20 protein-coding genes are annotated in these 21,688 nt (G+C 41.6%); 16 read left to right on the top strand and 4 right to left on the bottom strand.

Annotation, left to right across the window (positions count from 1 at the left end):
• The first annotated feature begins 86 nt into the window (after positions 1-86).
• From pdhA to N1I80_RS16975, 9 genes are all read left to right on the top strand, one after another.
• Positions 87-1,202 carry a pyruvate dehydrogenase (acetyl-transferring) E1 component subunit alpha gene (pdhA, locus tag N1I80_RS17015; protein ID WP_340739030.1) on the top strand — a complete coding sequence of 372 codons (1,116 nt, stop codon included), beginning with the start codon at positions 87-89 and terminating at the stop codon, positions 1,200-1,202.
• Positions 1,203-1,205: 3 nt separating this feature from the next.
• Positions 1,206-2,183, top strand: coding sequence for an alpha-ketoacid dehydrogenase subunit beta (locus tag N1I80_RS17010; protein WP_340739029.1), 978 nt, complete (start codon positions 1,206-1,208; stop codon positions 2,181-2,183).
• A gap of 82 nt (positions 2,184-2,265) precedes the next feature.
• Complete coding sequence (locus N1I80_RS17005; protein ID WP_340739028.1) at positions 2,266-3,585, top strand: dihydrolipoamide acetyltransferase family protein; 1,320 nt, start codon at positions 2,266-2,268, stop codon at positions 3,583-3,585.
• A gap of 4 nt (positions 3,586-3,589) precedes the next feature.
• The gene (lpdA, locus tag N1I80_RS17000) at positions 3,590-5,002 is read left to right on the top strand and encodes a dihydrolipoyl dehydrogenase (protein ID WP_340739027.1); all 1,413 of its coding nucleotides are present in this window, start codon (positions 3,590-3,592) and stop codon (positions 5,000-5,002) included.
• 337 nt (positions 5,003-5,339) lie between these two features.
• Positions 5,340-6,338 (top strand): ABC transporter substrate-binding protein, encoded by a 999-nt coding sequence (locus N1I80_RS16995; RefSeq protein ID WP_340739026.1) that lies wholly within the window; start codon positions 5,340-5,342, stop codon positions 6,336-6,338.
• 87 nt (positions 6,339-6,425) lie between these two features.
• Positions 6,426-8,009 (top strand): AraC family transcriptional regulator, encoded by a 1,584-nt coding sequence (locus N1I80_RS16990; protein ID WP_340739025.1) that lies wholly within the window; start codon positions 6,426-6,428, stop codon positions 8,007-8,009.
• Positions 8,010-8,259: 250 nt separating this feature from the next.
• Complete coding sequence (locus tag N1I80_RS16985; protein WP_340739024.1) at positions 8,260-9,090, top strand: polysaccharide deacetylase family protein; 831 nt, start codon at positions 8,260-8,262, stop codon at positions 9,088-9,090.
• A gap of 20 nt (positions 9,091-9,110) precedes the next feature.
• Positions 9,111-10,076 (top strand): NAD(P)H-dependent flavin oxidoreductase, encoded by a 966-nt coding sequence (locus tag N1I80_RS16980; RefSeq protein WP_340739023.1) that lies wholly within the window; start codon positions 9,111-9,113, stop codon positions 10,074-10,076.
• 15 nt (positions 10,077-10,091) lie between these two features.
• Positions 10,092-10,370, top strand: a complete 279-nt coding sequence (locus tag N1I80_RS16975; protein WP_340739022.1) for a UPF0223 family protein — start codon at positions 10,092-10,094, stop codon at positions 10,368-10,370.
• Between the two features lie 12 nt (positions 10,371-10,382).
• Here the strand turns inward: N1I80_RS16975 and N1I80_RS16970 are convergent, their stop codons facing one another.
• Complete coding sequence (locus tag N1I80_RS16970; RefSeq protein ID WP_340739021.1) at positions 10,383-11,012, bottom strand: YktB family protein; 630 nt, start codon at positions 11,010-11,012, stop codon at positions 10,383-10,385.
• 292 nt (positions 11,013-11,304) lie between these two features.
• Here N1I80_RS16970 and N1I80_RS16965 point away from each other — a divergent pair, with 292 nt between their 5' ends.
• Positions 11,305-11,502: a hypothetical protein gene (locus tag N1I80_RS16965; RefSeq protein ID WP_340739020.1), complete on the top strand. Its 198-nt coding sequence runs from the start codon at positions 11,305-11,307 to the stop codon at positions 11,500-11,502.
• Between the two features lie 715 nt (positions 11,503-12,217).
• Positions 12,218-13,012, top strand: a complete 795-nt coding sequence (locus tag N1I80_RS16960) for an inositol monophosphatase family protein (RefSeq protein WP_340739019.1) — start codon at positions 12,218-12,220, stop codon at positions 13,010-13,012.
• Positions 13,013-13,123: 111 nt separating this feature from the next.
• Here the strand turns inward: N1I80_RS16960 and N1I80_RS16955 are convergent, their stop codons facing one another.
• Positions 13,124-13,309: a YlaF family protein gene (locus N1I80_RS16955; RefSeq protein WP_340739018.1), complete on the bottom strand. Its 186-nt coding sequence runs from the start codon at positions 13,307-13,309 to the stop codon at positions 13,124-13,126.
• 98 nt (positions 13,310-13,407) lie between these two features.
• Between N1I80_RS16955 and typA the strand changes: the two genes are divergently transcribed.
• A complete protein-coding gene (typA, locus tag N1I80_RS16950) occupies positions 13,408-15,237 on the top strand; it encodes a translational GTPase TypA (protein ID WP_340739017.1) in 1,830 nt (609 codons plus the stop codon).
• Positions 15,238-15,328: 91 nt separating this feature from the next.
• Entirely contained in the window at positions 15,329-15,664 is a 336-nt protein-coding gene (locus N1I80_RS16945) for a YlaH-like family protein (protein WP_340739016.1), read from the top strand.
• An 80-nt stretch (positions 15,665-15,744) separates the two neighbouring features.
• Here the strand turns inward: N1I80_RS16945 and N1I80_RS16940 are convergent, their stop codons facing one another.
• Positions 15,745-15,948: a YlaI family protein gene (locus N1I80_RS16940; RefSeq protein ID WP_340739015.1), complete on the bottom strand. Its 204-nt coding sequence runs from the start codon at positions 15,946-15,948 to the stop codon at positions 15,745-15,747.
• Between the two features lie 13 nt (positions 15,949-15,961).
• On the bottom strand, positions 15,962-16,462 hold the full coding sequence (locus N1I80_RS16935; RefSeq protein WP_340739014.1) for a peptidyl-prolyl cis-trans isomerase: 501 nt from the start codon (positions 16,460-16,462) through the stop codon (positions 15,962-15,964).
• A 196-nt stretch (positions 16,463-16,658) separates the two neighbouring features.
• On the opposite strand from N1I80_RS16935, the gene N1I80_RS16930 reads away from it, so the two are divergent.
• From N1I80_RS16930 to pyc, 3 genes are read left to right on the top strand one after another with little or no spacing between them, the layout of a single operon-like run.
• Positions 16,659-16,940, top strand: coding sequence for a YlaN family protein (locus N1I80_RS16930; RefSeq protein WP_340739013.1), 282 nt, complete (start codon positions 16,659-16,661; stop codon positions 16,938-16,940).
• A gap of 60 nt (positions 16,941-17,000) precedes the next feature.
• Positions 17,001-18,182, top strand: coding sequence for an FtsW/RodA/SpoVE family cell cycle protein (locus N1I80_RS16925; protein WP_340739012.1), 1,182 nt, complete (start codon positions 17,001-17,003; stop codon positions 18,180-18,182).
• Complete coding sequence (pyc, locus tag N1I80_RS16920; protein WP_340739011.1) at positions 18,182-21,619, top strand: pyruvate carboxylase; 3,438 nt, start codon at positions 18,182-18,184, stop codon at positions 21,617-21,619. The genes N1I80_RS16925 and pyc overlap by 1 nt, the downstream gene beginning before the upstream one ends.
• The last annotated feature ends 69 nt before the right edge of the window (positions 21,620-21,688 follow it).

The following is a 21,688-nucleotide window of genomic DNA, read 5'->3' as shown; positions in this document are numbered from 1 at the left end:
TTGATTCAGTATACTAAGTAGGGAAGAGGTTGTACCAATCAATATACCGTTGATTCATAATACAGTTATAAAGGAGAGTTGCCGAAATGGCTGCAAAAAAAGACAAGCAGTTCGATCCAGTGGAGACACTTCACGCGATTGAAAATCAGTTTGAAATGTTCCAGATTTTGAATGAAGAAGGCAAAATCGTCAATGAGGACGCAAATCCGAATTTATCTGACGATGAACTTGTTGAACTAATGACGCGCATGGTATATACACGAATTTTGGACCAACGTTCAATTTCATTGAATCGTCAAGGTCGTTTAGGTTTCTACGCACCGACAGCAGGACAGGAAGCTTCTCAACTTGCTTCTCATTTTGCGCTTGAAACAGAGGACTTCATCCTTCCAGGATACCGTGATGTACCTCAAATGTTATTCCATGGTCTACCACTAGCTAAAGCGTTCCTTTGGTCACGTGGACATTACCAAGGTGGCGCTATTCCTGAAGGTGTTAATGTATTCCCACCACAAATTATTATTGGTGCACAGTATATTCAAGCAGCGGGAATTGCACTTGGCTTCCAAAAACGTGGTACAAAAGCAGTTGCGATGACGTATACAGGCGATGGTGGAACATCACAAGGTGATTTCTATGAAGGTATCAACTTTGCCGGGGCGTATCGTTCACCTGCAATCTTCATTATTCAAAATAACCAATTTGCGATTTCGACACCACGTGAATTGCAAACAGCAGCGAAAACACTAGCTCAAAAAGGGATTGCGGCAGGTATTCCAAGCATTCTTGTTGACGGGATGGACCCATTAGCGGTGTATGCGGTTACACGCGATGCACGTGAGCGCGCAATAAACGGTGAGGGGCCAACGCTTATTGAAACAATGTGTTACCGTTACGGGCCACATACGATGGCGGGCGATGATCCAACACGTTACCGTACATCTGATACGGACAATGAGTGGGAGAAACGTGATCCACTTATCCGCTTCCGCGTATATCTTGAAGCTAAAGGTATTTGGAGCGAAGAGAAAGAAAACGAAGTGATTGAACGTGCGAAAGAAGAAATTAAAGAAGCTATCAAAGAAGCAGATGCAGCACCTAAGCAAAAAGTAAGTGATTTCATTAATATCATGTACAAAGGTGAGCTACCATTTAACTTACAAGAGCAGCTTGCAATCTACACGGAAAAGGAGTCGAAGTAACCGATGGCACAAATGACGATGATTCAAGCGATAACTGACGCGATGCGCGTGGAGCTGAAAAATGATGAAAACGTTCTCGTCTTCGGTGAAGACGTTGGAAATAATGGTGGAGTATTCCGTGCAACAGAAGGATTACAAAAAGAATTCGGTGTAGACCGGGTATTCGATACACCACTTGCAGAATCTGGAATTGGTGGACTAGCAATCGGGCTTGCGTTTACAGGTTTCCGTCCAGTCATGGAAATTCAATTCTTTGGTTTTATCTACGAAGTGATTGACTCTGTGAGCGGTCAATTGGCACGTATGCAATTCCGTAGTGCAGGACGCTTCAATGCGCCTGTTACAATTCGCTCACCATTTGGTGGAGGCGTTGCAACACCTGAGATGCACGCGGACAGTCTTGAAGGACTTGTCGCTTCTCAACCTGGTATTAAAGTAGTTATTCCATCTACTCCATACGATGCAAAAGGACTTCTTATCTCTGCAATCCGCGATGAAAATCCGGTTGTCTTCCTTGAGCATATGAAACTTTACCGTTCATTCAGACAGGAAGTTCCTGAAGAAGAGTATACAATTCCATTAGGCAAAGCAGATGTGAAGCGTGAAGGAACAGATTTGACGATTGTCACATACGGTGCAATGGTTCACGAAAGCTTGAAAGCGGCTGAAGAGCTTGAAAAAGAAGGAATTTCACTTGAAGTAATCGACTTGCGTACTATCCAACCGCTTGATATTGAAACAATCATTGCATCTGTCGAAAAAACAAACCGTGCAATCGTTGTCCAAGAAGCACAAAAACAAGCTGGAATTGCGGCTAACGTCGTGGCTGAAATTACTGAACGTGCAATTCTTAGTCTTGAGGCACCAGTATTGCGTGTCACAGCACCGGATACAATCTATCCATTTGCACAAGGTGAGAACGCATGGCTTCCAGGAGTAAAAGATATCATTGAGACAGCTAAAAAAGTACTGACATTCTAACTAAGGAAGAATGAAGTTCAATTCTTCCTTTTGGCGTAATTGATTAAAATATTTGTAAGTTTATTAAGAAAGGGTGAATCACGTGGCATTTGAATTCCGTTTACCAGATATCGGAGAAGGAATCCATGAAGGAGAAATTGTGAAGTGGTTTGTTGCGAAAGGCGATAAAATCAATGAAGACGATACACTTCTTGAAATCCAGAACGATAAATCAGTCGTAGAAATACCTTCACCGGTGACAGGTACTGTTACAGAAATATATGTTACAGAAGGTACAGTTTCAGTTGTAGGAGATTTACTGATTACTTTTGATGCACCAGGTTATGAAAATGTTGGGGGCGAGTCACAGGCTGAACCTGAAGCAGCGCCAGTTGCTGCAGCTCAACCAGCACCAGCTGTACAAGAGGAGGCAGCGGCTCCTGCGGTAAATACACAAGAGCAAGCTGTGGTTAATGCTGACCCAAATCGTCGTGTCGTTGCAATGCCATCTGTGCGTAAGTTTGCACGCGAGAAAAATGTTGATATCAGTCTGGTTGCTGGAACTGGTAAAAACAACCGTGTTGTGAAGGCTGATATTTTAGCATTCTTAGACGGTGGGCAAGCCCAAGTGGCAGCACCTGCTGCTGTTGCGGGAGAAGTTGAACAGACAGACAACGCAACACAAGCAGCAGCTCCAGCTCCAGTTAATCTTGAAGGTGAATTCCCAGAAACACGTGAGAAGATGTCAGGGATGAGAAAAGCAATTGCTAAAGCGATGGTTAATTCCAAACATACTGCACCACATGTCACGTTAATTGACGAAGTGGATGTCACAGAACTTGTTGCGCACCGTAAAAAGTTCAAGGACATTGCAGCTGAAAGAGATATCAAGCTGACGTATTTACCATATGTTGTGAAGGCGCTTGTTTCTACATTGCGTGAATTCCCAGCGTTGAATACATCACTTGATGATGAGACGCAGGAAATTATTCAAAAACATTATTACAATATCGGGATTGCAGCAGACACAGAACGCGGGCTTCTTGTTCCAGTTGTTAAACATGCAGACCGGAAATCAATCTTTGCGATTTCCGATGAAATTAATAGCCTTGCAGTGAAAGCGCGTGACGGTAAATTGTCAGCGGCAGAAATGAAAGGTGCATCATGCTCAATCACGAATATTGGTTCTGCAGGAGGTCAGTGGTTCACACCAATTATCAACCATCCTGAGGTTGCCATTTTGGGAATCGGTCGCATTGCAGAAAAACCAATTGTGAAAAATGGTGAAATTGTAGCGGCACCTATGTTAGCATTATCAATGGTGTTTGATCACCGAGTGATTGATGGTGCGACAGGTCAACAAGCGTTGAATCATCTGAAGAAATTGCTCGGCAATCCAGAATTATTATTAATGGAGGCGTGAACTAATGGTAGTAGGAGATTTTCCAATCGAAGTTGACACACTTGTTGTAGGATCAGGCCCTGGAGGTTATGTCGCTGCAATTCGCGCAGCGCAATTAGGTCAAAAAGTTACAATCGTTGAAAAAGAAACGATTGGTGGCGTGTGCTTGAATGTTGGGTGTATCCCTTCTAAAGCATTGATTTCTGTTGGACATCGTTTCGTAAGTGCGAAAGGTTCAGATTCAATGGGCATCACGGTATCTGATGTGAAACTCGACTTCACAAAAGCTCAAGCTTTCAAGGATAGTGTCGTTAAAAAATTGACTGGCGGAGTCGAAGGACTTCTAAAAGGCAACAAAGTCGATACAGTTCATGGTGAAGCATATTTTGTAGATAGTAATACAGTTCGTGTTATTACTGAAGACGCAGCGCAAACATATAAATTTAAAAATGCGATTATCGCAACGGGCGCACGTCCAGTTGAAATCCCATCATTTAAATATACAAAACGCGTTATCAACTCTACAGGCGCTTTGAACTTGCAAGAAGTACCAGGAAAACTTGTCGTTATCGGCGGTGGTTATATCGGAACTGAGCTTGGATCTTCATATGCTAACCTTGGTTCTGAAGTAACAATTATCGAGGGCGGTAATGATATTCTTGCTGGCTTTGAGAAACAAATGACACAAGTTGTTAAAAAAGGCTTGAAAAACAAAGGTGTAGACATCGTTGTTAAAGCTTCAGCAAAAGGCGTTGAAGAAACAGACACTGGTGTTACGGTAACGTACGAAGTTGGCGGAGAAGAGAAGAAAGTCGAAGCTGACTATGTACTAGTAACAGTAGGTCGTCGTCCGAATACAGATGAAATCGGTCTTGAGGAAATGGGTATTAAATTCCATGACCGTGGTATTATCGAAGTGGACAAACAATGCCGTACAAATATTCCAAACATCTATGCAATCGGTGATATCGTACCGGGACCACAGTTGGCGCATAAAGCTTCTTACGAGGCAAAAGTGGCTGCTGAGGCAATCTCTGGTGAAAAATCACAAGTAGATTATTTGGCAATTCCAGCTGTTTGTTTCACAGATCCTGAATTGGCGACTGTTGGCTTGAATGAGCAGCAGGCAAAAGACGAAGGATATGACGTAGTAGCAGGGAAATTCCCGTTTGCAGTAAACGGTCGTGCAATGGCACTTGATGCAACGGAAGGATTCGTTAAGCTTGTATCACGTAAAGAAGACGGTCTTCTATTAGGTGCACAAATTGTTGGGGAAAATGCATCAGATATGATTTCTGAGCTTGGCCTTGCAATTGAAGCGGGCATGACGCTTGAAGATGTTGCGATGACAATTCACGCGCATCCAACATTGGGAGAAATCTCAATGGAAGCGGCGGAAGTCGCATTGGGTCGACCAGTTCATATGCTTGTAAAATAAGTTAACTTTAGAACCGTCTATGGGGCAGAAAAATTGCCCTGTAGGCGGTTTTTTGTGAGAGTTGGATAGATTGATGTCGTTTTTGCAAGGTAGATCCGTTGACGGCATGTGGGTTCAATTATCAGCTTACATCAGGTAAAGGTAGCAGTTCTTTCAAGTAATTTAGAAAATTAGTTAAAATGCCACGATTGAAATCCACAAAAGTATAAGGAATAACTTAAAAAGTACATTGAGCTTAATGGGCTTGATAAGTTATCATAGGTTTAGGATATTTGATAATGATTATCATTATCAAAAGAGTTGCCTAACTTATACAATATACATAGGAGTGAGACGTATGGCGAATCGATTGAATAAGAAGCTTTCTATTTTGATAATGACGATGATCATCGTAGTAGGAGGTTTAGTAGGCTGTAATACAGAGAGTGGTAAGAATACAGGAAAAGATAGTAAACAGAGTGAAGAAAAATTAATAAATGAATCGGATAATGTGGAATCCGGCGAAACTAGAATTGTCACAGATGAATTTGGTGAAGTAGAGATTCCAATAAATCCGAAAAGAGTGGCAGCGATATATTTAGAAGATTACCTTAAAGCATTAGACGTTGATCCAATTGTTCAATGGTATCATCCATGGTGGGGTAAGCAAGATTATCTTAATTTAGATGCACCTGAGTTCGATCTTACAGGTAGCATGGAAGCATTAATCGACAAAAATCCTGATCTCATCATTGTAGATGGTGGAGCCGATGCGGAAAAATATGAGCAATATTCCAAAGTCGCACCAACATACCGTTTACCAGAAGAAATTCTCGTGAATCCCATCGAAATTACGAAAACTATTGCTGATCTTTTAGGTGTTTCGGAAAAAGCTGATGAAGTGGTAAAGGACTATGAGAATAAAATAAATGATGCGAAAGAAAAACTTAATGATTCGATAGGAAATGAAACAGTTGCTGTTGTTCGACTTAATATTGGTGAGAATGTACTATCATTACTCGGAATTAATAATCGATTCATTGGAACTATTTATCATGAAATTGGGTTAACCCCGCATCCTTTAGCTAGGGATATGAAGGAATTCCAAGAGGTTTTATCAGAAGAGATATTACCGGAACTTGACGCAGACCATATTATTATTTTCCCATCCGATGGTAATTGGGAATCTGAGGACAACAAAGAAGCCATAGATTCCCTTGAAAGCTCAATATGGCAGCTAGTCCCTGCCGTGCAAAAAGGGAACGTGCATATCGTAGACAGAACATATTGGCAGTCCGGTGCAATTACGGCGAATATGATGAAAATTGATGATTTGTTAAAAATGTTTGTAAAATAAGTATAACAAGCAAGCTATTCTGTTTCGTTGATTAGCTTGCTTTTTTGTTTTAAAATATTACTAATGATTCTCAATAGGAGTGAGATGGTGGAACAAACCTTAGAGCAGGCAGAAGGTCACTCATTTATTTATAACTTATCAAAAATTCAATACATTCCCGAGTTAACAGATCAATACAATCTTACGAGTGATACTGATTATATCATTTTTATTATTACCGGGGGAACGGGAACGCTTATTTTGAATAATGATGTTACCACATTACAAATAGGTAGGGGTTTTATCATCGGTTCCGGTGAGACATATACAGTAAAGGCGGGGAAAGAACTTACCTTTTATCAAGTAAATCTTAAAGTAACAAGATTCGATCAAGGGAGTAATTTAGTTGATCCTTTACTCCGTTGCAAAGGGGAGATCAATTGTGCACCTTTCGCGATTTGTCTAGATTTATTAGAATTCATTTATAAACATCGTGAGGCAAAAGGTGAATTAGACCGCTTTCAAAATTATATAAAAATTCAAGAGTTATTGTTGTTCATTTGTAGACAAAACGAGTTATCCACATTTGAACAGAATATTTCCCAGACGGTAGATGAATCAATAGATTATTTAAATCAAAATTATCAGCACCCTTTAACCATTGAGTCCTTAGCTACAATGATGAATGTTAGTAGATGGCAATATACGAAATTTTTCAAAGAAAAGACTGGAGAAGTACCAAGTCGATATTTGAATACGATTCGTATAAAGAAAGCGAAGCAATTATTATTAATGACCGATGATAGTCTTCAAGTTATTGCTGATCACATCGGTTTTAGTAATGAATATTATTTTAATAGACGATTTAAGCAAATAGTTGGGGTTACTCCTGGGCAATATCGCCGTAACCATCAACAAAATATTCGAGTGTTTGCACCTTTTTTGGAAGATTTTTTATTAGCACTAGGGATCACACCTGTTGCGCAAATTTTTCATGAAGGTTGGGGGAAACAAAATTATCTTAACTTACTACAAATACCGATAGTAGATGTTATGTCTAAAGATAATCTTGCTTTATCTAAACATAAGCCGGATTTCATTGTTATAGAATATGGAATTGACAGATGGATACCGATAGATTGGTTTCAACAGGTTGCTCCAACATACAAACTTTCTCTACCAGGAGAACAATGGCGTGAGATGTTGCGAACAGTTGCAGACTTATTCGGGTACATAGATAAAGCTGAAGCGATTATTTCAGAATACGAGCGGAAAGCCCGACAGGCAAAGCAGGTGCTGCGACATACTATGAAAAATCAAACAGTTGCTTTTTTACGTATATCAACAAAGGAGATTGAGTTATATGCCGGATCTGATTATGGCTTTACGGGGCCTATTTTGTATAAGGATCTTGGGCTGAAGTTTCCTGCGATGGTGAAACATTTGATTCCGAAGGTCAGAAAGGTAGAACTCTCATTAGAAGATTTGCATCAATTAGATGCGGATCATTTATTTATTACACGCGACTGCATTGAGGGAGAGAAAATGATAGTGTTTGATGATCCAGTTTGGCAAACGTTACGTGCTGTTAAAAATAATCATGTCTATGAAGTGGACTTTTTTACTTGGATGAATTATGGCGTGCTTTCCCATTTCAAAAAAATTGATGACGTGTTGAGTGTATTTGGCTAAGAAGGATGTCTTCTACCTAAGCGTGTATCGCGTAAAGAAGAAGGGCTTCTATCGAACCGTCTATGGGGCAGAAAAATTGCCCTGTAGGCGGTTTTTGTTATGGTCGTTAAGTCACTATTCGCCAATAAGTTGTCCGTGAACGCCAATAACTTGCGCTTAAGCGATAATAAAGTATACACAAGCGCCAATATATGGGCTGTGAACGCCAATATCGTGCTATTATTACGAGAATGAAGGGATGGAGGATATTGTGAAAAAACAATTTTTGTACATACTAGTTACACTGACTTTATTAGTGACGGCGTGCTCGAAGGAACAGGTGGAGCTACCAGCACCAGGCAATGACGATGATGATACATTGTCGGGGAGTCCTGTAGTGACAGAATCAGCGGAGGAAGAAATCGTCCAACAACAAGCTGAAGAACAGCCTGTTGAAAAAATGATCGAACCGCTCTATAAGTTAAATGCTGTCTGGGCGTTCGAGCCCATAGGTGATGCTAATTCCAAAGCTGTGCTGTTAACGATTGATGACGCGCCTGATAAATACGCACTGGAGATGGCGAAGACATTGAAGGAACTCGATGCACCCGCTATTTTCTTTGTTAACGGGCATTTCATTGATACGGAAGAAGAACAAGCTGGATTAAAAGAAATTTATGATTTAGGCTTTCCAATTGGCAATCATACGAAAACACATGCCAATCTTAAACAAATTTCAGAGCAGGAGCAACAAGAGGAAATCCAAATGGTCAGTGATACCGTTGAACAGGTAACGGGAGAACGGCCGAAGTTTTTCCGTGCGCCATATGGCGTTAATAGTGATTTTAGTAGAGCGTTTGTCGAAGAAGATGGCATGCTGCTGATGAACTGGACGTACGGGTATGACTGGGAGAAGCAGTATATGGATGCCGCTGCCCTGGCGGATATAATGGTCAATACAGAGTTGCTTCGGGATGGCGCGAATCTCCTCATGCATGACCGCGAGTGGACTGCGGCTGCATTGAAGGATATTGTTGAAGGACTGCGGGCAAAGGGCTATGATTTGATTGACCCAGCAACGATTAAAGGTGTCGAAGAGTAAAGGCGGAGGTGTTTGGATAGATGGAATGGCGAACGAGAGTGACGGAGCTACTTGGTGTTCAGTACCCTATCATTCAAGGGGGATTGGCTTACCTGGCATATGCGGAACTAGCAACTGCGGTGTCAGAGGCGGGTGGACTGGGTCAGATTACGGCGATGAGTTTAGAGTCACCGGATGCATTGCGGACTGAAATTCGCAAGGTGCAGGCAATGACAAATAAGCCGTTTGGTGTGAACTTTGCGATCGGGCAGCATGGTCGTCCGTATGCTCATATGGTGGAGGCTGCGCTTGAAGAGGGTGTCAAAGTAATGTCTGTGACAGGCGGTAATCCGGCGCCATTTTTTGATCAACTTGCCAATACAGACGTAAAGACACTTGTACTTGTCGCTGCAAAGCGTCAAGCGCAGAAGGCAGAAGAATTAGGTGCAGACGCTGTTATGGTCGTTGGACAGGAAGGTGGCGGGCATCTAGGGCGTGATGATATTGGTACGATGGTACTTGTGCCGCAAGTGGTCGATTCGGTTTCAATACCGGTCATTGCTTCAGGGGGAATTGGAGATGGTCGTGGCTGGATGGCAGCGCATGCACTTGGTGCGGAGGGGATTGAGATGGGAACACGCTTCATCGCGACGAAAGAGTGTGTACACGCGTCACAGGCCTATAAGGAGGCGCTATTAGCAAGTGGTGAGATGGATACGACAGTCATTAAGCGGACGCTTGGTGCTCCTGCACGTGTGTTGACGGGTGCTTGGACAGAAAAAATACTGGGGATGGAAGCACAGCAAGCCAATTATGAAGCGTTAAAAGATTTTATTAGCGGGGAAGCGAATCGACGTTTTATACATGACGGGGATGTCGAGAATGGTTTTGGATGGGCAGGGCAGGTGACTGGATTGATTGACGATGTTCCATCTGTGGCAGAATTATTTGGACGGATGGTAAAAGAAGCGGAGACGATTCGGTCCCGCTGGAATTTTGGGAAATGAAAGGAGGAAGTAGAGATGGATTACAATTATCCGATTAGGCATGATTGGTCAACTGCGGAAATGATTACAGTTGTGGCATTTTATGAGGCAGTGGAAAAAGCGTATGAATCAGGTATTTCGAAAGAACAGCTGATGGAAGCTTATCGTGGATTCAAAAAAGTAGTCCCTGCTATGGCGGAAGAAAAGACGTTAGACAAGGAGTTTGAAGAAGCGAGTGGTTATGTTAGTTACCGTGTCGTGAAGGCGGCTAAAGAGGCGGCAGATGGAGAAATGATAAGAGGAGTGCAGCGCTAAGCTGCACTCCTCTTATTTTCTACCAATAATAATGTCATAGACAGGAAGAAGACAATCGAAAGTTTCTTCTGCGAATGCCATAAACTCATCTGTCGACATACTTGCCGCTTCTTCGCGTGATAAATGACGTCCAACGAGGAATTCAGCTTTCTTGACTGTCTGTAGTCGATCTAGTAGTGCTATAACGCCTTCTGAACCTGTAGCATCAATGCTAACGGCGTCAGGCTTCATGTGATCACCCGATACAATATAGCTCGCTGGTAATGTAGTGAGGCTGTCTAGTTGCTCACTGAGGCGTTCGGCAATCCCTTTTTTGTCAGGATTTTCGTAAATGACTGCTACAATAATAAAAAGATGTGTGCCCCACAAGCCGATTTGAAAGTGAGGTAATGCTTTGTAACCGCGTTTTGCAGGTGCAAATGCTACCCAACTGTCTCTTGGTGGATTGACTGTTCTTCTTGCGTGTTTCGCAACATGCGGGAAAAATTCATCTGTACCGTGTGCGGAAAGGCGATCTGCGAAATGTCTGCCAAGTATTGCAAACTTTGGTTGGATTTTATTTTGAAGAGCTTCCATTCTGTTTTCTAGCCCTTCGATTGAAAATACATCAAAATCATCTTTTGCCCAAAAGTATTTATCCAATATCATGCCCTCCAAATCAATTACGCCCCGGCTTAATTGCGTCGGTATTTTGAATTGTGTAAGCACAATTGATTTCTTTCAAAATCCCTGACATCCGCTGGCGGCGCAACTTGAATCGTCAGGGAGCTTAACTTCCCACTGATTCAAGTTACATAATAACGTTTATCTTAACAGAAAACGGGGAACAATATTATATAACAAGGCTTATAACTAAAGCGGAAGTAAAATGTGGCATATTGTAAGTATAACTAACGGAAAATTTGGACTATATTTAGAAAAAGGGGTGTTGATTATGAAACAGGTCGTCCATGTCATTCGAAAAGCAGATGTAGAAAAAGAATATGTGAAGTTACTTAACCTTGAATTGGATTATGAATTGGCTACGTTATTTGATGCTTTAGAAGAAAATGATGCTAAACAGAAAATGAAAAGTAAGCATAGGCTCATGGAGATTCATCATGAGTTGGAGATTCTAAATGGTTTCATGTAATCATCATTATCTGACCCAAAAAGGCGTCCCGTCACATCCTTCGGAAACGAAGAATGTGTAATGGGATGTCTTTTTCGTTATACTGGCACGCCTGTTGATTAACCAAAAAATAACCTAATCAAACACTATGCGCGCTGTGTACAGTTCTTTTTGGTTCGCTGTGGATTGAACGACTTCTATACATTTTTTCGGTAATCGTATGGTGGTCGCTCATCCATTGCTCTCCAAAAACACTTATACACAAAGCGCTACTGCTTTTAGGGAAGAAAGAATAGCTGGCTTTTTACTTGGATAAAAGCCGCCAAAGATACAATTTTGGCGACTGAAGTTTTTACCATGGCCCTTCTCACTGTTATTTTAGGAAGTATCACATCTTGCTAAAAGTAAAGTGAGAGCACCTTATACAAAGTACAAGAGTGTCCGAAATTGCATCTTCGGGCACTTACACTCCCTACAGAAAGTCATCTATTCTTTTCTTTCCAAGCAACTGCATTTTTCACTTGAACGTTGCAGGTACGCGACAGGCAAGTATTCACAATAAGATGACTGAAACAGATGTGTCGTGAATAGCTAGCCGAAAGCGAACTGGAAATGCACCAGTGAAAATGGAGGTTTTCCAGCCTTTACTTACCTGTGAGTTATGCAAGTAAATGGTTCATCAACAGACGTGTTATACTGGATATAAAAGCAATTGATAGTGGGGGGAGATGGTGCCATGAACTTGGGACATATGGATCGGTATGCCAAATCATTAATGAAAGAAGCGGGTCATAAAATACGTATTTCTTTTTTCAAACAAATTGATATTGATTCAAAAGCAGATGCGAATGACTTGGTCACAAATATTGATCGGGAAGTTGAACAGTTTTTCATCAGCAGGATTCAGAGAGACTTTCCAGAGCATAAAATTTTAGGGGAAGAAGGATTTGGTGATGACATTCAGACGTTGGATGGCGTGATTTGGATGCTAGACCCAATTGATGGAACGATGAATTTTGTCCATCAAAAACGCAATTTTGCAATTTCTCTTGGTATATATGTAGATGGAGTCGGCATGCTAGGTTACATATATGACGTAATGAGAGAAGACTTTTATAGTGCGGCAAAAGGGGAGGGAGCTTATTTAAATGATGAGCGGCTACCCCAGTTAGAAATAACGCCGCTGGAGCAAGCTGTTATTGGCATTAGTGCGAGTTGGATAGCTCCGAATCGTTTTGTCGACAACGAAAAAATGATTGAGCTTGTCCAACGTTGTAGAGGAACGAGGTCGTACGGTTCAGCAGCAATTGAATTAGCCTATGTCGCAGCAGGGCGAATCGATGCATATATATCGATGCGGTTATCACCTTGGGATATTGCAGGGGGGATGGTGATTGCACAGGAGGTTGGCGCCGTCACGACGAATATGAAAGGGCAAGCCCCTCATCTGCTTGGACAAGAACCGTTCATCGTTGCAAGGCCCGGGCTGCATCATGATATCCTTACAAATTATATTCGCTTGAAAGAATGAAAAAGAACTATCTAAGTCGTGAAACTTGATAGTCCTTTTTTGTCTAGCTCTGGGCGGCAGATGCTCGGGTCATAAGCGGCCGCCCTCCGCATTTCGTTATTCGTATTTCAGTTAGAGAACGCCTTGCTCGCGCATTCTTTTTTTTGTTTTGAATCCATTGCCCATAATCATGATAAGTGCAAGGATAGCAAGTAGTGCGATGGGGGTACTGCGCATAGCAACTGCGACACCAATTGCACACATGGAGGCAATGGCAGCGATCGAATAAAAGACGAAAATCCATTTGATATTTTTCAAAAAAATCCCTCTATCCGTATAAAATGTTTTTGTATTGTGTCATCATGTGTTATGATAACACAGTTAATCAGCCGAAAAAAGAATAATGGAGTGAAATCATGACTAAAACACGCAATGATTTACGTAACATAGCAATTATCGCACACGTCGACCACGGAAAAACGACGCTTGTCGATCAACTTTTGAAACAATCAGGTATCTTCCGTTCAAACGAACAGGTAGAAGACCGTGCCATGGACTCGAATGAAATTGAACGTGAACGCGGGATCACAATCCTTGCAAAGAATACAGCTATTGAATATAAAGATACAAAAATTAATATTTTGGATACACCAGGTCACGCTGACTTCGGCGGTGAGGTGGAGCGGATTCTGAAAATGGTTGACGGCGTTATTCTTGTTGTCGATTCATATGAAGGCTGTATGCCACAAACGCGTTTTGTTCTTAAAAAAGCGCTTGAAGAAAACATTAAGCCTATCGTTGTCGTTAACAAAATCGACCGTGAATTTGCACGGCCGGAAGAAGTTGTCGATGAAGTTCTAGAGTTGTTCATCGAGCTTGATGCTAATGACGACCAGTTGGACTTCCCTGTTGTCTATGCATCTGGATTTAACGGAACGGCGAGTTTATCTCCAGATCCAGCTTCACAAGAAGATACGCTACGCGACCTTTATGATGCAATCATTGAGCATGTTCCAGCACCAATCGATAACAGTGAAGAGCCTTTACAATTCCAAGTATCACTTCTTGATTATAGTGACTATGTTGGGCGTATCGGTATTGGACGCGTTTTCCGCGGTACGATGAAAGTCGGTCAACAAGTTTCTGTATTGAAACGTGACGGTTCTGTGAAAAACTTCCGTGTGACAAAAATGTCTGGATTCCTTGGTTTGAAACGAGTAGATATTCAAGAAGCTAAAGCAGGTGATTTGATCGCCGTATCTGGTATGGAAAATATCGATGTAGGTGAAACGATTTGTCCTGTTGATCATCCAGAAGCGCTTCCAGAATTATTCATTGACGAGCCAACGCTTCAAATGACATTCCTTGTCAATAACAGTCCATTTGCAGGAAAAGAAGGTAAGTGGGTTACGTCAAGAAAGATCGAAGAGCGTCTTGAGTCACAATTGCAAACAGATGTATCTCTTCGCGTAGATCCAACTGATTCACCAGATGCTTGGACAGTATCAGGACGTGGAGAGCTTCACTTGTCCATCCTCATCGAAAACATGCGCCGTGAAGGATTCGAGCTACAAGTTTCGAAGCCATCTGTTATCGTAAGGGAAATCGATGGTATTCGTTCTGAGCCAGTTGAGCGTGTACAAATCGATATTCCGGAAGAGCACACGGGATCAGTTATCGAATCGATGGGTGAACGTAAAGGCGAAATGATTGATATGGTCAACAATGGTAATGGACAAGTCCGTCTGACATTCAATGTTCCGGCTCGTGGTTTGATTGGTTATTCAACTGAATTCCTGACATTGACAAGAGGGTACGGTATTTTGAATCACACATTCGATTCGTACCAACCAATGGCGCAAGGAAAAGTTGGAGGACGTAGAAATGGTGTTCTCGTCTCTATGGAGAACGGTACGGCTACACCTTACAGTATTATGCAACTAGAAGACCGTGGAACGATGTTTGTTTCTGCTGGAACTGATATCTATGCAGGAATGATTGTCGGTGAAAACACACGCGAAAGCGATTTGACAATCAACTTAACGAAGGCTAAACAAGCGACAAACGTTCGTTCAGCAACGAAAGACCAAACAGTAACAACGAAAAAACCACGTCTTATGTCACTTGAAGAAGCGTTACAATACTTGGATGATGATGAGTATTGCGAAATAACGCCGTTATCCATCAGATTACGTAAAAAAATTCTTGATAAGAACGAGCGCGAGCGCGTTCAGAAAAAGAAATAATATAATTATTCAGAAGGGGAACATTCCTTCTGAATAAATTTATAACTTCCAGTGTATTTGAAGAAGTGCATTATAGAAGGGACTGTGTTGAATGAGTGTTGGGGAAACAGAACTCGTAATGGGACGGATGTCAGGTATTGCAAGAATCATTTATGAAGTGATGCCTTCTTACACGGCAGCTGGTTACGTACTTTTAGCCCTCGTCTTCCTCATGTCGGCAATTGTTTATAAACTTGGATTCGCTAAAAAACTACCGATTTTACAAAATATATTGATATATATATTTTTGTTTATCGGCTGTCTAGTATTGACGTTTCTTGCGTTTTTCCTGCCAATCGTAGAAGGGCTTATCGTGGCGGCCCTTATTTTAATCATCTACCGAGTCCGCAGAATGAATGAATATAAAAAAGAAGACTCAGTTGCTTAATCGCAGCTAAGTCTTCTTTTTCTATCAATTACACCTTGGTGTCATGAATTTATGACATCCGCCGGAGGCTCTAAATCAAATTAGAAGTTTTTTTCTATAGAGTGCGAGCTACGTCGGAAAACAAAATTTCCTGTTGCAATACGAGCAACTGTTTTATCAGCAATTCGTTCGTTACATTGTTCACACATATACGTATGAATAGGACGGTTCCTCAGTGTTTTAGCAAGAGGTGCATCGTCTGGGAGTTGTCCAATTTCATCGCAAATGACACACTTAACACGCATTGGAAGTCCTCCTTTAGTCGATTCTAATTGTGGTGACATCACGAATTGGTGTATCGTTAGTTGAACCGTCTTTCAAAAGAACATGAATTAGTCCATCATCGATAAGTGGTTTGCCATCTTCACTAAATTTGAAGATGAATTCTTCTGCCTGTTCAATTGGAAATGAATGGACAGTGCCATCTGCTAGTTCAAAAGAAATAGTTGTAGCATCAGCAGCAGGTTCAGCAGTTTTTAAAAAATGGCTGAAGAGAATTCCATAAGTGCCCGTTACTACTTTTGTTTTTTCAAATGTCTTTTCGGTTTTTAAAGTGGGTGGAAATGTAGCACCCTCCATTATTTCTCGTGACCAATGTGCGCCCATTTCTTTCTTATATTGTTCAAGTTCGTCTTTTTCAATATGATTTTCGGTGAAGTATGTTTTTAAATCAATCCGGCGATCATCAAAAATCCAAACGCCTGGATCGAGTGTAATGGCATACCGTACATTACCTTTAATCGGAATTATTGCTTCCAAGTTCATATCCTCCTACCTTTATCTGAGTTCAGATAAATAACCTTTTCCCTTTAGTATAACGCTTTAATGTCCTTTGGAAAAGTATTTCTCACTTACTATGAGACATAAAAGGGGAAACACTTGCATTTTCTCGTTTCAAAAGATACAATTTATTCATAATAACATTAAGAAATAAAAGGTTGATGGGGGCGTCCTCATGGAGATAGACATACAAGAAACCTATCAGGAAAAGGCTTTGAAGCAACTTCAAGCTGATGCTGATAAGATTGCACAACTTATCAAAGTCCAAATGGATCATTTGACGATGCCGCAGTGTCCACTATACGAAGAAGTGTTGGATACACAAATGTATGGCTTGGCTCGTGAAATTGATTTTGCAGTAAAGCTAGGTCTGATTGATCGTCAAGGTGGGAATGAGATTCTTTCTCTGCTTGAGAAGGAAATGACAGTCTTGCACGAACTATATACTAGAAAATAAGCCGAAAACTCAAACTGACATAATGGTTTGAGTTTTTTGTTTAAAAATGAGGTTCTATGAATGAATACTTATGCTAAACGAATTTTAAAAAACTTTGACTTTCCGCTATTCATCACCTATTTAGTGTTGTGTTTGTTTGGACTTGTGATGATCTATAGTGCGAGTATGGGAACTTCTGTGAATAGATACGAAGCAGAGGCGGATAATTTTTTTAAAAAGCAGATTTTGAATATATCTATCGCTTTGCCGGCATTTTTTGTGACAGCATTTTTTCCATATAAAAATTATAAACGGAAAAACTTGATGATTTTTGCTGTATTGAGCATGTTCGCGCTATTATTTGCGGTTCACTTTGTCGGCTCGGGAAGTCATGTTGGTGTGAACAGCTGGCTCTCAACACCAATCGGTAAACTTCAGCCATCGGAAGTAGCTAAAATTGTAATTATTGTCTACTTCTCTAGTGTTTTTGCAAAAAAGTATGAGGCTGGTACGATTGATAACATTAACCAATCCATTGCACCGCCTATAGGTATACTCATTGTAGCGGTCGGGTCGATTATGCTAGAAACCGATATTGGTGCATCACTCATTATTGTTATGGTTGCACTATCCGTACTGCTAGCTAGTGGTATTAAAAAGCGAACTTTTTTCAAGCTAAGTGGTATCATTTCGATTGGTATGCTGTTTGCGGGTTTGATTTTATATTTTAAGTGGAAAGATATTATGACCCCTGGTAGATTAGGGCGTATTTTGTCCTTTGTGAACCCGTTCGATTATGCGCAAGGGTCTGGTTACCAAATAGCGAATGGCTATATTGCAATCGGTACGGGTGGACTCAAAGGTCTTGGACTAGGGAACTCCATTCAAAAGATGGGTTATTTACCTGAACCGCATACGGACGTTATTATGGCGGTTATTTCTGAAGAATTAGGATTAGTTGGAGCGTTCATTGTCATTGGGGGACTGGGCTTCATCGTAATGCGGGCTTTATCGATTGCACTCCGAGCGCAAGACCCACAAGCGAGAATGCTAGCAGCGGGAATTGGCAGTCTCATAGGAATTCAAACATTCGTGAATTTGGGCGGTCTGACGGGGTTGATACCGCTTACAGGGGTAACCTTACCGTTTATTAGCTATGGCGGAACTTCAATTATTCTGTTATCTTTAGCTTTAGGAATATTAATGAACGTATCAATGTTCGTTAAATATGAAAAAACAATTAGAAAAGGAAGTGCCTTGTGATGGAGAAAATTAAGAAAATCCTAGTTGCCAATCGCGGAGAAATTGCTATCCGTATTTTCCGTGCTTGTACCGAGTTGAATATACCCACAGTAGGGATTTATTCAACAGAAGACAGTGGGTCATTCCATCGATACAAGGCAGATGAGTCTTATCTTGTGGGGAAAGGGAAAAAGCCGATAGATGCGTACCTCGATATTGAAGGGATAATCGCACTAGCTAAAGACTCCGGCGCCAATGCGATACACCCTGGTTATGGGTTTCTTGCAGAGAATGTTGATTTTGCAAGACGTTTAGAAGAAGAAGGGATTATTTTCATCGGCCCTACTTCTAAGCATCTCGACATGTTTGGAGATAAAGTAAAGGCAAGAGATCAAGCTATCAAAGCAGGAATACCTGTTATCCCTGGTACGGACGGTCCAGTAGCATCTGTCGAAGAGGTTGCGGCCTTTGGGGATACGAATGGTTATCCAATCATTATCAAAGCATCTCTTGGTGGTGGCGGACGTGGTATGCGAATCGTCAATGCTGCCGATGAAGTAGTGGAAGCCTATGAACGTGCTAGATCAGAGGCGAAGTCAGCATTTGGGTCTGACGAAGTATATGTTGAGAAATATGTATTCCAGCCAAAACATATCGAAGTGCAAATACTTGGCGATACATACGGCAATGTCGTCCATCTGTACGAACGAGACTGTTCGATTCAACGCCGTCATCAGAAAGTCGTGGAAATAGCACCTTCCATTTCACTTGAAGATGGCTTGCGGGAACAGATTTGCGATGCTGCTGTAAAATTAGCTAAAAATGTAGGGTATATCAATGCAGGAACTATGGAATTCCTCGTAGCTGACGGCCGCTTTTATTTCATCGAAGTAAATCCTCGTATTCAAGTGGAGCATACGATTACAGAAATGGTAACGGGTATTGATATTGTTCATTCACAAATTCATATTGCGGATGGAAAAAATCTACATGAAGGTGAAGCAAGTATCCCTGTACAAGATAAGATTCCGTTATTCGGATATGCTATCCAATCTCGTGTGACAACAGAGGATCCTTTAAACGACTTTATGCCTGATACGGGTAAGTTGATGGTTTATCGTTCTGGTGGAGGGTTTGGTGTTCGTCTAGACGCTGGGAATGGATTCCAAGGCGCTGTCATTACTCCTTACTATGATTCATTGTTAGTGAAAGTGTCTACATGGGGCATGACTTTCCGAGAAGCTGCCTCTAAAATGGACAGAAACTTACAAGAATTCAGAATCCGGGGAATTAAGACGAATATCCCATTCCTTGAAAATGTCGTGAAGCATAATAACTTCTTGACAGGGAATTATAATACGAGTTTTATTGATTCAACACCTGAATTATTCCTATTCCCGAACCGCAAAGACCGCGGAACGAAAATGTTGAATTATATTGGTAATGTAACTATTAATGGATTCCCAGGGCTTGAGAAACAATCGAAACCAGTGTTCCATCCTGTCAGAAAACCAGTTGTGGACCTCCTAACGGCACCAGCGCCGGGGACGAAGCAAATCTTGGATGAGCGCGGAGCAGAAGGACTAGTTAAGTGGATTAAAGAGCAAGATGATGTCCTGTTGACAGATACAACATTCCGAGATGCACACCAGTCCTTACTGGCAACACGTGTACGAACTTCCGATATCACAGCCATTGCATCTGAAACAGCAAGACTAATGCCAGACCTGTTTTCTTATGAAATGTGGGGCGGCGCAACATTCGACGTATCCTATAGATTCTTGAAGGAAAGCCCATGGGATCGGTTATTGAAATTACGTGAACAAATTCCGAATGTGCTATTCCAAATGCTGTTCCGTGGTGCAAATGCGGTCGGCTATACGAATTACCCTGATAATGTCATTCGTGAGTTTGTCAAAAAGTCGGCTGAAGCCGGAATTGACGTGTTCCGAATTTTCGACAGCTTGAACTGGATTAAAGGTATGGAAGTCGCCATTGATGCGACACGTGATGCAGGAAAAGTTGCGGAGGCAGCAATTTGTTACGCAGGGGATATTTTAGATGATTCACGTGCGAAATATACAGTTAATTATTATAAAGAGATGGCGAAAGAGTTAGAGGCAGCTGGCGCTCATATTCTAGCGATTAAAGATATGGCTGGTCTGTTGAAGCCTGAAGCTGCTTACCGACTTATTTCTGAACTGAAAGCTACGGTTGACTTACCAATCCATCTACATTCGCATGATACGAGCGGTAATGGTATTTACATGTATGCTAAAGCAATTGAGGCGGGTGTGGACATCGTTGACACAGCGCTTGGGGCAATGGCAGGCCTAACTTCACAACCTTCAGCAGGCTCCCTGCATTACGCGCTACAAGGCGGTAAGCGCAATGTGCGTGGTAATGTAAAGTCGCTTGAAGATTTATCTTACTACTGGGAAGATGTACGGAAGTACTACCAGCCATTTGAAAGTGGCATGATGAGTCCGCATTCGGAAATTTATGTCCATGAAATGCCAGGTGGTCAGTACTCTAACTTACAGCAGCAAGCGAAGGCGGTAGGACTAGGCGAGCGTTGGGAAGAAGTGAAGGACATGTATTCCCGCGTTAACCTACTATTTGGAGATGTTGTGAAAGTAACACCTTCATCCAAAGTAGTTGGCGATATGGCCTTGTTTATGGTTCAGAATGATTTGGATGAAGAGTCAGCTCTTGTTCGTGGTAAAACAATTGACTTCCCAGAATCAGTTATTGAATTTTTCGAAGGCTATATTGGTCAACCTTATGGCGGATTCCCAGAAGAACTTCAAAAAGTCATCTTGAAAGAGCGTGAAGCGATTACTGTCCGTCCTGGCGAATTGCTAGAGGATGTCGATTTCAAGAAATTACGAGATGAATTGAATGAAAAATTAGGACGCCCGGTGACAAGTCATGAAGTCCTTTCTTATGCGCTTTATCCGAAGGTGTTCGATGAATATTCTCAGATGAATAATCAATTTGGTGACATTTCTGTTATTGATACGCCTGAATTCCTTTATGGAATGCGTCTCGGGGAAGAAATTGAAGTGGAGATTGAAAAAGGTAAAACGTTAATCGTGAAGCTAGTATCAATCGGTGAACCGCAATCGGATGCAACGAGGGTTCTATATTTTGAGATGAACGGTCAACCACGTGAAGTGATTATTGAAGACATGAGTGTCGAATCTGTTACGATTCGGAAACAGAAGGCAGATGTAACAAATGACGCGCATATCGCCGCGACAATGCCAGGGACTGTTTTGAAAGTGGCTGTTTCCAAAGGAGCAAAAGTGAAGAAGGGTGAACATCTACTCATCACAGAAGCTATGAAAATGGAAACAACGATTCAAGCACCATACGATGGAATAGTCAAAGATATTTATGTATCAGCAGGCGAGTCAATTGCAACGGGCGATTTGCTCATTGAATTAGAACATTGATGGATAACAAAAAGCACTTGGGGTAGATTCCAAGTGCTTTTTGTTTATGAAGATAGAGAAGTAGGGTAG

The sequence above is a fragment of the Sporosarcina sp. FSL K6-3457 genome (assembly GCF_038007285.1).
In the GTDB taxonomy this organism is placed as follows: domain Bacteria; phylum Bacillota; class Bacilli; order Bacillales_A; family Planococcaceae; genus Sporosarcina.
This window is presented reverse-complemented; position numbering and strand designations above follow the sequence as displayed.

What these genes read in the sequence shown, in the direction of transcription:
- pdhA (WP_340739030.1), top strand. Translation starts at nt 87, where the DNA reads ATGGCTGCAAAAAAAGACAAGCAGTTCGATCCAGTGGAGACACTTCAC.
- N1I80_RS17010 (WP_340739029.1), top strand. Translation starts at nt 1,206, where the DNA reads ATGGCACAAATGACGATGATTCAAGCGATAACTGACGCGATGCGCGTG.
- lpdA (WP_340739027.1), top strand. Translation starts at nt 3,590, where the DNA reads ATGGTAGTAGGAGATTTTCCAATCGAAGTTGACACACTTGTTGTAGGA.
- N1I80_RS16995 (WP_340739026.1), top strand. Translation starts at nt 5,340, where the DNA reads ATGGCGAATCGATTGAATAAGAAGCTTTCTATTTTGATAATGACGATG.
- N1I80_RS16980 (WP_340739023.1), top strand. Translation starts at nt 9,111, where the DNA reads ATGGAATGGCGAACGAGAGTGACGGAGCTACTTGGTGTTCAGTACCCT.
- N1I80_RS16975 (WP_340739022.1), top strand. Translation starts at nt 10,092, where the DNA reads ATGGATTACAATTATCCGATTAGGCATGATTGGTCAACTGCGGAAATG.
- N1I80_RS16965 (WP_340739020.1), top strand. Translation starts at nt 11,305, where the DNA reads ATGAAACAGGTCGTCCATGTCATTCGAAAAGCAGATGTAGAAAAAGAA.
- N1I80_RS16960 (WP_340739019.1), top strand. Translation starts at nt 12,218, where the DNA reads ATGAACTTGGGACATATGGATCGGTATGCCAAATCATTAATGAAAGAA.
- typA (WP_340739017.1), top strand. Translation starts at nt 13,408, where the DNA reads ATGACTAAAACACGCAATGATTTACGTAACATAGCAATTATCGCACAC.
- N1I80_RS16945 (WP_340739016.1), top strand. Translation starts at nt 15,329, where the DNA reads ATGAGTGTTGGGGAAACAGAACTCGTAATGGGACGGATGTCAGGTATT.
- N1I80_RS16940 (WP_340739015.1), bottom strand. Translation starts at nt 15,948, where the DNA reads ATGCGTGTTAAGTGTGTCATTTGCGATGAAATTGGACAACTCCCAGAC.
- N1I80_RS16930 (WP_340739013.1), top strand. Translation starts at nt 16,659, where the DNA reads ATGGAGATAGACATACAAGAAACCTATCAGGAAAAGGCTTTGAAGCAA.
- N1I80_RS16925 (WP_340739012.1), top strand. Translation starts at nt 17,001, where the DNA reads ATGAATACTTATGCTAAACGAATTTTAAAAAACTTTGACTTTCCGCTA.
- pyc (WP_340739011.1), top strand. Translation starts at nt 18,182, where the DNA reads ATGGAGAAAATTAAGAAAATCCTAGTTGCCAATCGCGGAGAAATTGCT.